At 39.7% G+C, this 16,207-nt stretch carries 13 protein-coding genes; 1 reads left to right on the top strand and 12 read right to left on the bottom strand.

The window, feature by feature from the left end; genetic code table 11:
• Nucleotides 1–22: 22 nt before the first annotated feature.
• The 6 genes from CC97_RS03200 to CC97_RS03225 form a co-directional block, all read right to left on the bottom strand.
• Nucleotides 23–1,042 (bottom strand): O-antigen ligase family protein, encoded by a 1,020-nt coding sequence (locus CC97_RS03200; RefSeq protein ID WP_044973686.1) that lies wholly within the window; start codon nucleotides 1,040–1,042, stop codon nucleotides 23–25.
• A gap of 1 nt (nucleotide 1,043) precedes the next feature.
• On the bottom strand, nucleotides 1,044–2,033 hold the full coding sequence (locus CC97_RS18530; protein ID WP_049962657.1) for a glycosyltransferase: 990 nt from the start codon (nucleotides 2,031–2,033) through the stop codon (nucleotides 1,044–1,046).
• Nucleotides 2,034–2,050: 17 nt separating this feature from the next.
• The gene (locus tag CC97_RS03210; protein WP_044973687.1) at nucleotides 2,051–2,824 is read right to left on the bottom strand and encodes a DUF4422 domain-containing protein; all 774 of its coding nucleotides are present in this window, start codon (nucleotides 2,822–2,824) and stop codon (nucleotides 2,051–2,053) included.
• Nucleotides 2,824–3,828 (bottom strand): NAD(P)-dependent oxidoreductase, encoded by a 1,005-nt coding sequence (locus CC97_RS03215; RefSeq protein ID WP_044973688.1) that lies wholly within the window; start codon nucleotides 3,826–3,828, stop codon nucleotides 2,824–2,826. Before CC97_RS03215 ends, CC97_RS03210 begins: the two co-directional genes overlap by 1 nt.
• Nucleotides 3,829–3,909: 81 nt before the next feature.
• On the bottom strand, nucleotides 3,910–4,749 hold the full coding sequence (locus tag CC97_RS03220) for a sugar transferase (protein WP_081849977.1): 840 nt from the start codon (nucleotides 4,747–4,749) through the stop codon (nucleotides 3,910–3,912).
• Nucleotides 4,750–5,043: 294 nt separating this feature from the next.
• Complete coding sequence (locus CC97_RS03225; protein ID WP_044973689.1) at nucleotides 5,044–7,341, bottom strand: Helicase associated domain protein; 2,298 nt, start codon at nucleotides 7,339–7,341, stop codon at nucleotides 5,044–5,046.
• 204 nt (nucleotides 7,342–7,545) lie between these two features.
• Between CC97_RS03225 and CC97_RS03230 the strand changes: the two genes are divergently transcribed.
• Nucleotides 7,546–8,628, top strand: a complete 1,083-nt coding sequence (locus tag CC97_RS03230; RefSeq protein ID WP_044973690.1) for a site-specific integrase — start codon at nucleotides 7,546–7,548, stop codon at nucleotides 8,626–8,628.
• 242 nt (nucleotides 8,629–8,870) lie between these two features.
• Here the strand turns inward: CC97_RS03230 and CC97_RS03235 are convergent, their stop codons facing one another.
• The 6 genes from CC97_RS03235 to recO form a co-directional block, all read right to left on the bottom strand.
• A complete protein-coding gene (locus tag CC97_RS03235) occupies nucleotides 8,871–9,494 on the bottom strand; it encodes an RloB family protein (protein WP_044973691.1) in 624 nt (207 codons plus the stop codon).
• Nucleotides 9,494–10,798, bottom strand: a complete 1,305-nt coding sequence (locus CC97_RS03240) for an ATP-binding protein (RefSeq protein ID WP_044973692.1) — start codon at nucleotides 10,796–10,798, stop codon at nucleotides 9,494–9,496. Before CC97_RS03240 ends, CC97_RS03235 begins: the two co-directional genes overlap by 1 nt.
• Before the next feature lie 173 nt (nucleotides 10,799–10,971).
• On the bottom strand, nucleotides 10,972–11,931 hold the full coding sequence (locus CC97_RS03245; protein ID WP_044973693.1) for a hypothetical protein: 960 nt from the start codon (nucleotides 11,929–11,931) through the stop codon (nucleotides 10,972–10,974).
• Between the two features lie 22 nt (nucleotides 11,932–11,953).
• Nucleotides 11,954–12,865 (bottom strand): ribonuclease Z, encoded by a 912-nt coding sequence (locus CC97_RS03250; protein ID WP_044973694.1) that lies wholly within the window; start codon nucleotides 12,863–12,865, stop codon nucleotides 11,954–11,956.
• A 92-nt stretch (nucleotides 12,866–12,957) separates the two neighbouring features.
• Nucleotides 12,958–15,336, bottom strand: a complete 2,379-nt coding sequence (locus tag CC97_RS03255) for an endonuclease MutS2 (RefSeq protein WP_044973695.1) — start codon at nucleotides 15,334–15,336, stop codon at nucleotides 12,958–12,960.
• 100 nt (nucleotides 15,337–15,436) lie between these two features.
• Nucleotides 15,437–16,189, bottom strand: coding sequence for a DNA repair protein RecO (gene recO / locus CC97_RS03260; RefSeq protein WP_044973696.1), 753 nt, complete (start codon nucleotides 16,187–16,189; stop codon nucleotides 15,437–15,439).
• Nucleotides 16,190–16,207 lie beyond the last annotated feature (18 nt).

The following is a 16,207-nucleotide window of genomic DNA, read 5'->3' on the forward strand; positions in this document are numbered from 1 at the left end:
CTTATCTTTAATCTTATCAATGCTAACACAAACGGTAAACATTATAATCATAAAAAAAAACTAAAGCAAAATAACCACCATGAAAAGCTATATTTAGCAAATGATTATGTGGATGATTAACTGCTGTTCCAGGAATACATCCAGAGTGTTGATAGAAGTATAATAAATCGTAGCTCGTTGAATGCACACCTTCACCAAGTAACGGCTTCTCTGAAAGACATTTCAACACAACTTCCCATAAATAAACTCTTCCGGATAATGTAATGCTTTTGTGAAGATATCCAACAATAAAGTTCTCAAAAAATTTAAGTAATTTACCTGTCACCAAAACATAGTTAAATACACCAAACGCAACAAAAGAAACAAACGTTTTAATATTTATTCTACTAAGCACCTTTCTTGATAGGTACATAATTACCGGGAATATAATAAACGAAAGAAATGCACCAACAGACCAAGTTATAAGCAAACAAAACAAACAACATAAATATGTCATAACAGCTTTGAAAGATATTTTTCCTATTTTTACATAAGAATTTATAAAAGAAATTATAACCCAAGGCAGGAACACGTAAATCCATCTGTTTTCTATTCCTAAAAAAGAAGCTCTATTAGTATAAAAAGGATTTACACCTAAAAATCTCAATATCAATGTAATACAATGAACCAAAAACAATATATCCAGATATTTCTCAAGTATAATTAAATAATTTTTCCAATAAGTTGAAAATACTAATTCTCCCAACATAATCATCACAATAGAAATAATAGCTGGACCTAAACATCTTTTCATTGACCCATTATTCAGAATAGTAGATAAAACCACAGCCGATTGACTAATAAACATTAATATTGTAATTCTAGAAATTTTAAATTTTTTTACAATTATATATTCAATTGAAATCAACATAGCACATATCAGTTTCAATACTAAGAATATTGTATCAATACCATCAAATCCAGCGGTCTTAAATAACTGAGGTTCTATATAAGGTATAATCAGTAAGAAATAATAATCTATCCTTTTTATATCATTAATCATTTTAATATTTCCTTTTGTTATTTATCACTCGAACAATCATCTTAAATGGATTGAAAAAATACGCAATAAATATCAACATTATTTTCCTATTCATTTTCATTGGACTTTTGAATAGAATCCATATATTATTTTTTAATCTCTTAAGAATTATTTCCTTTTCATCATTATATTTGATATCCGTTTGCTCATCGCCATATAATATATAATCCATAAGAATAGTAAAATCAGATCTTATATAATTATATTTTACATAGTCATAATACTGAGGTGCTCTACTCTCCGCTAAAGAAAGAATTCTATTCCACACTTCATGTAATGAAAGGAAGTTGATACCAAATTTGGTTCTGCTTATACTCTCAGTATTATTAAAGTAATAATACCCTATCTTATTTGTTTCCACTATCTTTTGTGATTGGATTACTGCTTTAAACATACCCTCTACATCTTCATTAAGCATACCGACAGGATAATGTTCATCAAAATCTATTACTTTTCTTTTGTATAATTTTCCCCAGGCATAATGAATGCAACGATTTCCATTTATTCGCATTATAAGTTTCATAAATTCTTCTTGCGAATAAACTAATTCCTTTGAATCTTCACTATCCTCTTTATTCATCTTTCTATCAGTTCTAATAAAATTACATATTGAAATATCTGCATCATGTTTATTAATTATTTCATATAAGTCACTTATCATAGTTGGACTAATCCAGTCGTCACTATCAACAAAAGTGAAATAATCGCCTTTAGCAATTCTAATTCCAGAATTTCTAGCGGCGCTTAAGCCCTGATTTTCCTGATGAATTACAACTATTCGACTATCTCGTTCACCCCATTCATCACACATTTTTGAACAATTATCAGGTGAACCATCATCAATCAATATTATTTCTATGTCCTTAAAGGTTTGATTTACAATAGAATCAATACAACGATCCAAATATTTTTCAACTTTATATACTGGAACAATTACACTGATTAATGACATTAATTAATTCATCCTTCTTACTTTTTTTCTTGCACGCCAATTTTTCTCTTAATGAAATTTGCGCCTTTAACAAACCAATTCTGCTTTTCCATAAAAATGTAAGGCTGATCAACATATTTTATTTTGTTAGTATTGATCCACACATCGAGTAATCTTTCACTTACAAAACCAAATACTCTTGAATCGTTTTTATTGTAATTTGAAATATCCAGTCTCTTTTCCAGTTCAAAGAGAATATCAAACATCCATTCACAATAAGCATCAAACTTATCCCGCTTCATAATAAACATATTGAAACGATGACCATATGTTTTCTCCATGCTGGCATCATAAGCTGCTAAATATTCAGGATACTTCTCTTTTATAATTGCACGAGTTGTATCGAGATCTTCCGCATGATGAGCATGTACATACTGAGAATAGTTCGTTTCTATATAGTAATTACGTGGTGTAGGTAAAATCACATCAGTTTTCTTAAGAATTTCGCTTAGCTGTGCTTTAGTAATAACACGCTCTTCCTTTGTTCCCTTTGCACCTTTTGCAGTAAAATGTCTTCTGTAGTGAACAAGCCCTAAATAATCAGCATCAAGGTTCTTCCATGCCCAATACAAACCTGTAAGTTCGCAGTAGTTGGCATTCTTAGTGCTGATATTGTCTCCTGTATTATCGCCAATATATCCAAGATCATTTTTGCCTTCTCTTCCAACGTGGAGAGGTACATACATTTCGTCCTTTGGCATCCAGTAATTCTTATGCGTAGCTACTATAAGCGCTATATCTTTTTTGTCCATCAGTTTAATCCCTCTCCATTACAGTCTTTATACCAGTCCTTAATTGACTCTTCAAGTGTATAATGAAACTGATAACCGCAATTTTTAAGCTTTTCACCACAAATATTTGTAGAAATCATAAGCTTTTTAACTCTGTCCGGATGAATACCAACTTTCTTTCCTCCAAGCGGACCAACGACCTTAGCAGTCCCCATAAGAAGCTTTCCGTTGATAAGAGGGATATGTCTTTCCATATTTGTACACTTCATCATTGCATTACAAATCTGTTCAATTGTAAACGCTGGTTCAAAAGTACAGTTGAATATGTCAACACCCTTGAAATCATTATCAATCATACGATACTTCATAAAGCGTACTAATTCCTTAACATATACGCATGCCTTGATAGTATCTTTTCTTCCGGTATAAACGAAGTATCTCTTTCTTATTCCCCAGTAAAGTCTTGTGAAATTACCGTGTTCACCCTTACCGTAAACAACCCCTGGACGTACAATCGTAAGTTCACGTTCAGAATCCTTTGCCTGCCAGATCATATGAATTTTTTCGGCAACAAGTTTACTGATACCATAAGGTGTATTCGGAGTTGGAACAGTTGTTTCCTTCTTTAACTGTTCTGCAGCACCATAAGGTGCAATTGAACTAGTAAACAGAATTTTATTGATTCCATGTTTCTCTGCAAAAGCAGTAACTGTTTCAGCACCAAGAATATTTGTCTGGAAATATTCCTTATCAGGGTGTCCAGGTGTTCTGTGTACCGCAGCAAGATTAAAAATAATATCATCTTTGGTAGGAGTGAAATCAAATTCAATTTTCTTTCTTACGTCAAGACGAATGTAGTTTACACCTTCAATATTCTCAACTACTCCAGGTACTACACCCTCTTCGCCCGGCATAACAATATCAAGATCATATATATTATCTCCGCCTTTAACTACTTCATCTTTCAATAACTTTATAAGATGGGTTCCAATAAAACCGGAACCACCAAAAATGATAAAATTCATTCTACTGTTTCCTTTAACCTTTCATATCATAGTAATAGACAATGCTTGCGCATTGTCTATCTAGAACAATCAATAAAATAATTACTTTGCGCCTTTTCTCATAAGTACAGCACTTACCGTCTTGAACATCAGCTTAACATCCATAAATGCACTTCTGCTCTTAATATACTTCACATCCCCCTCAACCCACTTGTCAAACTCCATATCACTTCTTCCTTCAGTCTGACAAATGCATGAAAGACCGCCCTTGACAAGCAATCTGTCCATCTGTTCAGGAGTATAAAGCACAACTTCTCTCGGTAGCGGCGGACGCGGTCCGATGATGCTCATGTCACCTTTCAGAGTATTATAAAACTGTGGTAACTCATCAATGGAGAGCTTCCTTAAAATACTGCCGAGCTTGGTAACTCGCGGATCGTTATCGCTCTTGAAAGCGAGACCGTCAGTCTGGTTCTCCTTCTGCACCTCGGCAAAGCGCTTTTCAGCATCCATACACATGGTACGGAGCTTGTACATCTTGAAAGGCTTGCCGTCCTTGGTGAGTCTTACCTGAGAAAAGAACGGATTACCCTTGTCATCTGCATAGATCATAAGCGCAACGATTCCTATCGGCACTGCAAGTACCGTCAGAGCACATGCAGATGCTACTATGTCAAATGCACGCTTGAATATTTCATATCCTTTGCCGCCGGCAGGCTTTACCTTGCTGTGAGTAAGAGTCTCCGATACGCCCTCGTGTAAAAGGCGAAGAGCACGTTCATCAAATTCAAGGATTGGATAATCAGTAACGCCGATCTTTTCTCCCTTACCCGGAAGTGTTGGCTTCTGATCACCGTAAACTTCTATTGATTTTATAAAACTATTTGTAACTTCGTCTTCAGACAGCAGACGCTCTTCATTCTTTCTAACAGTTGCCTGCATAGTGACCTCCTGAATCAATTCAGCTGCTTGCATAATGACCCCTCCTAAATCACAATCTTCCAACGCCGTTTTCTTATACTTATCTGATCAAAAAAATTGATCAGATATGATTTGCTGTGCAAATCGATTTCGCTGAAAGCGAAATCCCGTATAAGTACAAAATCTACGCGCCTGTGGCGCTATTAAAATGATTTTCAATCATTTTAATCAGATTTTAGCACCATATCTGTAACGGCTCTTTTCATCCCTTAGCTGTTTACCACATCTTCACTGCTCTTCTGCAGTGATCTCCTTTTAAGTACGGAATACCATACCTATCGATTCAAGCCTGCGTCTCTGGTCTTCGGTAAGTTTCTTCTTCCTCTTGCCCTCGCCTGCGAGACGCTGCTCGTTTATCCATTTGTTGAGCCATACACCGTCTATTATCAGATCGGCCGGAACTTTAAGACTTCCACCGTGGCTCTCGCTGTATTCTTTTGTAAGCCTGAACTTTGTTTCCCAGGCATCTTCGGTCTTAAGATCGAGACCGAGAGCGAGTAAACGCTCTGTTCTGTCGTCACGGAGTTCACCGCGACTGTAGAGTTCTTTCTGAAGGCGGAACCAGCGGCCAAGTGAGACGTTTCCTTCTTTGAGTGCTGACGGTACATTTTTGTTACCCGTCTTTTTCAGATAGGAAGCGAGACATTCATAATTGCTGTCCCACTGAATATCGAACTTGCTTCCCCAGTACATACCGATAGAATCGAGCATTTCAAACTGCTCTTCGGTCAGCATGTTCCTGCCGCGTTTCTGATACTGTGTTCTCAGATTGCAAAGCCATGCTCCAAGTCGTATGCCGTTTTCATCAACGTAATCCGACTTGCATTTAAGATCACCGTGTCTGCGGTAATACTCAACTGCTGCATGATAGTTGCGTTCGAACACAAAATCATATACGTCCCAGACCATACCGAGCTTATCAAGTTCGGCGATGTGTTCCGATGTGAGATAACTGCTGTTTATTCCGGCCTTGCGTGCAGTGCGAAGCTGTGCAAGCCATGCACCTAATCGTACGCCGTTTTCGTCAACATAAGTGGCTGACGGTCGCAGGTCGTTATGAGCTTCAAAATACTCCTTGGCAGCGGTAAAGTATCTGTTCCATGAAGCATCTTTTGCACTCTCCCACCTCATGCCGAGACGGTCGAGTTTCGTTATCTGCTCGTCGGTAAGTATACCGTTTGCCCTGCCTGCGCGTACTCTCCGCTGTGTCTGAAGCCATGCCCAGAGTGAATATCCTTCTTCGGTACGATAACCCTTCGGCATTTCAAGTGAGCCGTTTTCGTTAAAGTACTTTTCTGCGACAGCGTACATGCAGTTCCATGAAGCTGACAGACATCCTTCAAGGCTTTCGAACAGTTCGCGGCATTCTGCCAGACGGTCGATGACCTCGAAAGTGTCGTTTATAATAAGGCTTTCACCGTCGTGTGAACGGTAATAGCAAAGTGCATTGCGCATTTCTTCCTTTACAGTGTCAATGCTGTACAGGTTTTCAATATTGTTTACAATATCGAAAATGACCGGGTCGCATGAACGCGATGCCGAAAGTGCACGGCCTATCTGCTGCTTGTAGATTATCGGCGAGACAGTCGGCCTTAAAAGTATCACACCTGAAATATCTTCAACATGAACACCCTCGTTAAGGGCATCTATACAGTACAGAAGTCTGAGATGATCAGAATCATCTGCCTTGAAGTCCTTAAACGCTCTGCTGGCGGAAGGATCGTCGGAATAAACTGAATAGATGTGCATGTCACCGTCTATCTTTCCGAGCCAGTCTTCCGCAAGGTTCATATAATCCTGCATGGATTCGTAATTCGGAGTAAAGACTATGTATTTTCCATGACGGTCTGTCATGTGTCTGTCAAAGATCTTATCAAGTCCGTCTGCATTTTCAAGTGTCCGGCGAAGCGCATCCAGATAAACTGTTGCCTCATCGCGGACGGCTTTGCTTTTTGCCTTCTTTACTTTTTCCTCATATTTCACTAGATCATTTTCATATGAGAAAACTGAGAGAACGTATTTAGGCGGATTAAGAATACCGCGGACGATCGATTCACCGAGCGTCATTTCAGAAGCGATGTTTCCTTCGAAAAGTTCAGCTGCCATATCGCGCTGATTATCAAGGTAGCGGATGTTCGTAGCTGAAAGTCCGAGAAGAGGAACTTCACTGTACTGCTCACGGAGACGTTTAATTCCCTGCCCCCAGCACTCAGCTCCTGCTCTGTGGTATTCGTCGTATATTATGTACGACGGATGAATTTCAGAGATCTCTGTTTCATCCATCTGCATGAGTTTGGCATAAGTCAGAAAAACTATATTTTTAAGTTCTCCACCGCCTGCATCTTTCCAGTTTTCAAGCTGTGTACGGAAAATGTATTCCGAAGGCGACAGCCATAGAACAGTTTCATCAGGGTGGTCTTCACAGAGCTTAAAGCCTATAAAAGACTTTCCCGTTCCGGTAGGATGAATAACAGCAGCCTTTCCGGTCGAAGCAAGCATGGCGACAGCTTTTTCATATGCGATCCTGTTGTGACTGTATAGTTCCATTGCCATAGCGCTTAACCCCCTCTTCGTAAAATGTCGTATTTTGCGAAAATAAACTTGCTGTGTTATTATTAATATCAGTTGTCTTTCATTGATAGTACCTATTCTATCACATACTGCTCACAAAGTCAAGTTCAGAAATACTATAATTTTGATAATATTCACACGGTTTGGTGATTGTTTATTAAAATACAGCTACGGAGGCCAAATATTATGACACAGTTTAACATATATCGTCGCAAAGACGGAAGGTGGGAAGGGCGCATTTATGTCAACTCTGATAAAAAAACTCAGAGAACGTATAAATCTTTTTACGGAAGAAGCCGTGAAGAAGTTGCAATGATGATGCTCGAATACGAATCAGAAAAATCTTTTAATGAAGAAATTTCATTAACTTTCAGTGAACTCTGCTCAGAATGGATAGAAAACCGCAGACGACGAATTAAGGAATCAACTGCTGCGAATTATCAGATGAAGGCTGACAAGCACATACTACCTGTGTTTGGCAGCCTTTATCTTTATGAGATCACTTCCGAAATGATCTATGAATTTATCTCAGACAGGCAGAAATCCGGGTTTTCCAACCGCTATATATCAGATATCATAGTCCTTATGAAATCTGTGATGCGGTACGGTGAGACGCATTATCAGTGCCGGAATCCCATGAAAGATATTGTAATGCCGAAAAAATATAAAACCGAGATCATGAGATTGTCCTCTTCAGAAGAATCCGCACTGAAAAAATATATTTCAGAAAATCATTCGCTTGTTACGCTTGCTGTTACTCTTGCAATGTTTACAGGTTTAAGGATCGGTGAGATCTGTGCGCTGAAGTGGAAAGACATTGACTTTGACAAACGGATAATTACCGTCAGCAAAACAATACAGCGTATAAAATGCATAAACGGTAACAGAAAAACAAAACTTATAATCACAGACCCCAAGAGTCGTTCTTCATTTCGCACTATTCCATTTCCGGATTCAATTTTTTCATTCCTCCGCGAATTTCAGTCTGACGCGGAGGATTTTGTTTTGTCCGGAAACAGAAAACCTGTCGAACCGCGTACAATGCAGTACCGTTTCGCACGCATTCTTAAAAACGCAGATCTGCCGTCAGTACACTTTCATTCCCTTCGTCACAGCTTTGCCAGCAAGTGTATAGCTCTCGGCTTTGACATGAAATCACTAAGCGAGATCCTCGGTCACAGCAGTATTGAGATCACCATGAATCTATATGTTCATACATCTTTTGACCAGAAGGCGGAATACATGAACAGGCTGAAAATGGCAGTCTGAGCTATGCGCTTCTTTTCGCAAAATACGACATTTTACGAAAACTAAGGAAACACTGATTAAATCGGAAATCCGGCTTTGCCGGATTTCCAAAGGTGTGATTTTACGGGGCTTCGTCCCGAACCCCCACGCTTATTTATGAATAAATCAGCGTTTTCCTAAATAAGCGATAATAATCCAACGGCTATAAAAAATACTCCCACGTAACAAAAATCACGTGGGAGTATTTTTACTTTAAATAAATATTAAATTTCAATTTTTAAATCTTCTATGAGTTTATGCACAGTGGTACATGAATTCCAGTCGCAATACGGGTAGCTCTTTTCATTCGGCCGAACTTCATTGAATTCTGCGATTCTTTTTTGTAAAGAAATATTTGCATTATGCATTGCATCTTCCAGTTTTGGAAACAGTACTTTTTTGAATACTTCAGAATCGTTTTTTTCATACCCTTTCCGATAACCGTTTTCTTTAAGAATAGAATCCAGTTCTGAAAGCAGTTCTTTTGCCTTCTTTTCGGCATTGAATTTCTTGAAATGAGAAATAAGCCAGACTTCAAAAGCGATATTTGAAAAAGCTATTCCGATATCATATTGTCTTGCCATTTTAATAGTCTCATATATTGTATCATCCGGAAATTCATCTTTATCAAAAACTATCCATACTTTATTCGCATTAGCAGTTTTCAGTTCTTTTATCGCTCTTAACAGCAATCCTTTCGGATCCGCACTTTCAAACTTGATTTTTATGTCATATATGGAATGCCTGTAATCTCTGAGCTCTGTAAAATAATTCTTCTCAGTTTCCTTGCCATTTGTAAATATTACAAATGTGTCTCTTTGCTTTAGTCCCTTTGTTTTTCTAGCCATTACTCCTCACCTTTCTCCCTGCTGAAATTCGGCAGAGATGCGTAAAAACCAGCAAGATACTTCTTGCTGAATAAGTCATTTTTACTTACTCCGGTATAATCCGCTAAAGAAACAAGAGAACTTCTTCCTCTATGATCCTTACTTGTAAAATAGATCTGGTCACGTCGGAAGTTTTCGTCCATTAACAAAACATTGTGCGCAGTACAAATTATTTGAGCATTTTTCGGGTTATGTTCTATAGAATTAAATAATTTAAGCAGATAATCAACGACCAGAAAATGTAGTTTTGAATCTATTTCATCAATAAAAACTACTCTTCCCTGATCCAACGCCGCTAATATCCATCCTAAATAACAAATTAAGCGAACTGTTCCTTCTGAATTAAATCCATTATCCTTAAAAAGCATTACCTCTTTTTTATCTACAATATTGTCTTCATTATCGAAAACATTGAAATATGTTTTCATATCAATTTTATACAAGCTTTCTAATTCAGCTTTTAACTGTCCAGCGATAACAGAAGGATCAGACTGAAGTTTAATATTGAGCTTTGTTAAACTGTCCCGATCAGAAGATGTTGCAATTTTATCTTTTATTATTTCGAAATCTGTTATTCCAATATCCGCCTTATTCAGGATCTCCAGAGCCTGAATTTTATATTTATAATTTTCCATATTATAAATATCAAGCGAGTTGTATGAATTTTCAAATACAATTAATACATTTAAAAACCAGTTCATAACCTCTGAAAGATATTTATTTACAGATAAATTAAAATTATTACCGATTGAAAGAAATAATGTATTGTCAGGAACTTTAATCAGATTAATGGATTCTTCGGAAACTCCGTCTATTTCAAGTTTTTCGTTTTTCCTCTCAAAAACCTTAGCAAGTGTTTCTTCACGCTTATAAAGCCATTCATGTTTTACAATGCCGTTATTAAGTTTAAAACCATACTTATAATAAATACCATTCTGAATAATCTCAACCTCATAGAAACTATTTTCTTTGTCCGCGTCAGTTTTAAAAGCAAAGCTTTCATTTGGCATTAATACATGAGCAGATGAAAGACGCACAAAATTCGACATATACGCAAAAGCTTTCAGCACATTTGTTTTACCGGACGCATTCCCACCGAAAATAACAGCAGATTTAATAAGTTCGTTGTCATCCTCAGGAAGTATTTTTTCACCTACATTAAAAGTATTGAGTTCACTAAACGTATCATCATCAGTTGCTCGCATAGAAAGCTCAGTTTCTTCATAAAACGAGCGACTGTTACAAAAACGAAAATCAATTAACATATTATTCTCCAAAAATTAACTATTATTATAAGCTACTTCTATTATTATATTTCAAATGTTTTAGTATGTCAAATTCTATTTTATTATACATTAATTTTGTTCCGTAAGAACAAACCGGACGCCTGCTAAGGTGTCCGGTTTTTCTATAGCATGCCGAAGGCATACCGATTCTGTCAGCCGTTTACCATGATAACGCCGTTGCGTCTTAAGTTACGCAGGAATACGAGGCGGGCATTGTCGCGGCATTCGGGTTTTATCATGTAGTAGAGATAATGTTCCATGAGATTGAAAAGATCGAAAGTACGTCCTTCGATCTTGAAGTTTGAAAATCCCATCGGCACGTATTTGTTCCAGATGTCGTCCGGTGAGATGTGTGTCGGAAGGTCTTTGATTTCAAAGATCGTTCTGTGTTCGCAGGTACATTCCAGAGCTGCCTTGTATTCGGAATGCTGCCTTGCAAATTTGTCCGGATCGTAAGGAACGTTTGCAGGATTTTTCTTCATGTGTTCGTTGATCGCTATCTGTTCAAGGCCGATCACTTTGTAGTGGTCGGACCTGTTCTTACAGGCAGGAACGCAGCACGGGTTTACAAGTATCTCGCACTTATCCTTGTTTTCTATTTTTTCTAGAACGTCGAAACGGTTGTTGAAATCATAGTCAAGGACTACAAGGTGATAGTCCCTGTCCAGCTCGTTATTAAGCTTTTCCGGGTCTGTTATACGCTTGCATGTTGAGCTTGTGATCTTCATTTTCGGATAGTTCTTTCTTATGTAGTCTTCAAGAAGATCTGAGGCAACGATACATCCGTTCATTCCGTTGTTTGCGTATGAAAGGATCATGTTGCAGAAAGGGTCAGAAAGATGCTTTTCCTCGATCATCGGATTGGTAAAGGTAAAGCGAAGCGGGATGCCCTTGTCGTTAAAATATTTAAGTATTCCTCTGACAAACTGCTTGTCGCAGTTACCCGGCATTACTCTTCCGCCGTTCCAGACGGCCGGAGGAAACACACCGTAGAAGGAGGCGATCTCAACGCCCTCCCTGAAAAACTCAGGGCTGTTTTCAAGCATTGCAAGGAATACCATGTTGAATTTTGAAAGTCTCGAAAAATCCGGTAAATGAAATTTTACGCTCATTGCTCATATCTCCTTATAATGATCAAAGTGTTATCTTCTGGCCGTCGGTACTTATTACAGCGGCCGGGAAGCGTTTTTTGATCCCCTTTTCGTAAGCTGACGGGTTGGTCATTGCGGGGCTGTAGTGGGTGAACCAGAGGCGTTCGGCTTCAGCTAATTCGGCCAGTCTTACGGCGTCGGAAATGAGCATGTGGCCCTTTTCCTTCATGCTCTGTTCGTGTTCGTCGTCGCCGTACATTCCCTCGCAGATGAAAAGATCTGCTCTGAAGGCCTCGTCAGCTATCGTATCGATTGGCCTTGAATCTGTTGCGTATGTCACCTTGACCGGCTTTCTTTCGCCGTCAGTGACCATTTCCGTTGTGTATGTCTTTCCTTCAAACTCAACCGTTCCGCCGCCGTGGAGCACCTTCCACATTGGTTTCGGAAGTCCGAGACTTTCTGCTTTCTGCGGATTGAAAACAGGTTTTCTTGAAAATACGAATGAGTATCCGAGACACGGAACACTGTGTTTTAACGGAAATGCCCTTACAGATATCATATCATCTATTTCAGGCACTTTGAAATCCGTAACTTCGTTTGTCGGAAATTCTGTTATTATCAGTTCGTAAGGGAGTTTCCCACAGATACACCTGAGACTGTTTACGATCTCCGTGGTTCCCTTCGGTCCGTAAATTTTAAGCGGTGTTGTTTTGGAATAGTTGCCAAGGGAAAGAAGAAGTCCCGGGAGTCCGGAAACATGATCAGCATGGAAGTGCGTGATAAGCAGAGTTTCCAGCTTGCTTAACTTGCAGTCAGCTTCGACAAGAGCTATCTGTGTGCCCTCGCCGCAGTCAATGAGTATTGCCTTTCCGTTGTATTCCATATAGCAGCAGGTAAGCCACCTGTTATGCAGCGGCATCATTCCGCCTGTACCTGCCAGACAAATATCTACCATTTTATATCATCCTTTTTTAAGAGTGTTGTACTGAAGGATGGTAATAAGCAGGAACGTTCCTGCACCGTGCACATTTTTCTTTTTGTGCGTCCTCAGTGTTTAAGTTCAACGATGGTAACACCGTCTTCGCCCTCACCGTAAACACCAAGTCTGAAGCTTTTTACAACAGGCATTTTCTTAAGTCTTGCATGCACGGCATTTCTGAGAATGCCGGTTCCCTTTCCGTGAATAACAGTGACCAGAGAAAGTCCCGTCATTACGGCGTGATTTATAAACATGTCAAGCTCCATTACGCCCTCATCAGCAGCAAATCCACGGATGTCGAGTTCCTGCTGCACCTGGCGTGAAGCCGTGTTCTTCTTCGGAGTAAACTTTGCCTTGTTATTTTTCTGCTCCTTAGGTTTTTCAGCGAGACGAAGATCAGTTATGTTCATCTTCATCTTCATCATACCCGACTGAACAAAGACAAATCCCTTTGCGTCCTGATTTGTCACAACAGTTCCGTTCTTGTTCATCGACGGTATGAATACGTAATCTCCTGTCTTAAGAGCACGCGGAAGCTTGTAGTCATCCGTCTGTTTTTTCTTAACAACAGGGTTTGCATTGTCGTACATATTGTTAAGGCTCTTTTTGCTGATACGTTCAGCATCAGATACCATGTTTTCAAACTTTGCCTTGCTCTTCTGCTTTTTGATCGACTGAAGCTCATCAAGAAGCTCGTTTGACTTCGCCTTGGTGTTCTCGATGATGTTCATGGAAATGCTTCTTGCCTTGTCAAGCTCAGCTTCCTTTCTGTCCTCGAGTTCCTTCAGTTCACTGCGGAGCTTTTCAGCGTTTTCCTCCGCTTCGCGTCTTAATCTTTCAAGCTCGGCATTCTGTTTTTCAAGTTCCGCCCTTGCGGCTTCAAGGTTTTCAATGACCTTTTCAAAGCGCATGTTTTCCGTACTTACCAGAGACTTCGCCTCATCGATAACGTCCGAAGGCATGCCAAGGCTCTGACAGATAGCAAAGGCGTTCGACTTACCCGGTGAACCCATAATGAGCTTGTAAGTCGGCTTAAGAGTTTCGATATTGAATTCGCAGGATGCGTTCAGCGTATCCTCCGACTCGATAGCATAGATCTTGAGTTCCTGATAGTGCGTAGTCACCATAAGCTTCGCACCGCTTGACTTAAGGCGCTCTATTACAGACACAGCAAGAGCCGCACCCTCGACCGGATCAGTACCGGAACCAAGTTCGTCAAGAAGTATAAGTGACCTTTCGTCAGCCTTTGAGATAATATCGATGACCTGATTGATGTGAGACGAGAAAGTGGAAAGATTCATCTCGATACTCTGGTTGTCACCGATGTCAACGAGTATGTTGTCGAATACAGATATACGGCTGCCGTCAGCACACGGGATAAGAAGTCCGCACATGGTCATAAGCACAAGAAGGCCTGTAGTCTTGAGTGAGACAGTCTTACCGCCTGTATTCGGACCGGTAATGATAAGGGCATTATATTCCTCACCTATTGAAATATCTACAGGAACGACCTTTTCAGGGTCGATAAGAGGATGTCTCGCCTTCTTAAGCTCAATAACGCCGTCATCTGAAATGACTGGTGCAGTTGCCTTTATCTTTGCCGCAAAGTTAGACTTTGCAAAATAAAGGTTCAGTATTGTACAGACTCTCCATCCTTCTGAAATGCTGTCAGCACTTAATGCGCACTCGGCAGTGAGGGCACGGATGATCCTGTCGATCTCCTCCTGCTCCTGACTTTCCAGAATGCGTATATCATTATTGCAGTCAACAATGGACATTGGCTCGATAAAGTACGTCTGTCCCGTTGCTGAAGTGTCGTGTACAAGTCCCGGAACGGCACCCTTGTATTCTGATTTTACCGGAAGAACGTAACGTCCGTCACGCATAGTGACAACAGCGTCCTGAAGACACTTCTGCATTGATGATGACTTAACCATTTTGTCGAGTGTTGAACGGAGTTTCGCGCCGGTCTGTCTTATCTTTCTTCTTATCGACGCAAGTTCCGAACTTGCACCGTCTGAAAGTTCCTCTTCTGAAAGAATGGAATTTTCAAGCTTCATAAGAAGCGCATCGTTAGGAATAAGATTGTTGAAAAGATAGTCAAGTTCCGTTTCCGTGTCCTCGCAGTGCTTGTACCAGTCATGAAGTGACTTTATCTGCTTTAAGACCGCAAGCACTTCAAGAAGATCCTTGAGTGACAGTCTTCCTCCTGACTTTGCTCTTCTCAAATGTCCGTTAACGTCATGAAAGTCCGAAAACGGAGGTGTTCCGAAACGTACGGAAAGTTCAAAAGCCTGTGACACCTTTTCTATTTCACGCTTAACTTCCTCACAGTCAGAAGACGGCCTTATATCAAGAGCCATCTGTCTGGTAGCTGCGTTTGAAGTGTGTGCCGCCAGCATTTCAAGAACTTTCTGAAGTTCAAGTGTTTTGTAGTATTTATCCATTTTTTATCTCTCTTTTATTTTACGTGCAGTCTGCGGAATTATTCCGTGATAACCCGCATCCGCAGATCACATCCCGTCCGGGACACGATCTGCGGATAACTTACACTAATGAATTGTAGAAATCAAGTGTTCTGAATCTGCTTCTTCCAAGATGGGCAAGCAGATATTTTTCTGATATCGCGGAAAGCTGTTTCATGCTCTCTCCGGTAAGCTTAAACTTAAAAAGCCTGTCAAAATCAGTCAGAACTATATGTCTTATCGCATGAAGCACAGAAGGACCAATACACACCGCATCACTGTTACGTACAGACAGAAAACAGTTTTCACAGTAAAGGTTTCCGCTCCCGACTCCAAAATACATTTTTTCGGTCTGGTATGTATTGCACACGCAGCAGCCTGCAACAGCCGGCATGTGTCCGGTCTCGGACATGAGTCTGAATTCGAAAATGGATTTCAGAAGTGCTTCTTCCCTCCCGCCTTCGGTAAGAAAGTGAAGAATATTTAAAAACAGCCTTAAAACCGTCCGGCTGTTCTCCTCATCGGGAAACTGACAGAAAGAGATAACTTCCGAAAAATATGAAACGAGAGAGAACCATTCGAGTTTCTCTCTTACCGCATAGAATATTCTGATGGTCTCAGCACTGTCAATATAGTAACGGTCACGCTTCCGGACAAGACAGAACTTAGAATAAGCATAGAGCTGCGAGGCTGCAGCGAAGGGACATGAATATTTTTTCACGCCCTTTGCCATAACCTCCACAACTCCATTGGTTTCTGTCAGAATATCAAGAAATTTATCATTGTCGCCGGACTGGCGTTCACGTATCACAAGACCGTTTACGTTTGTCAGCATAAGTTCACATCCTAATGA

Origin of the sequence: Ruminococcus sp. HUN007 (assembly GCF_000712055.1) — a bacterium.
Taxonomy (GTDB): Bacteria; Bacillota; Clostridia; order Oscillospirales; family Ruminococcaceae; genus HUN007.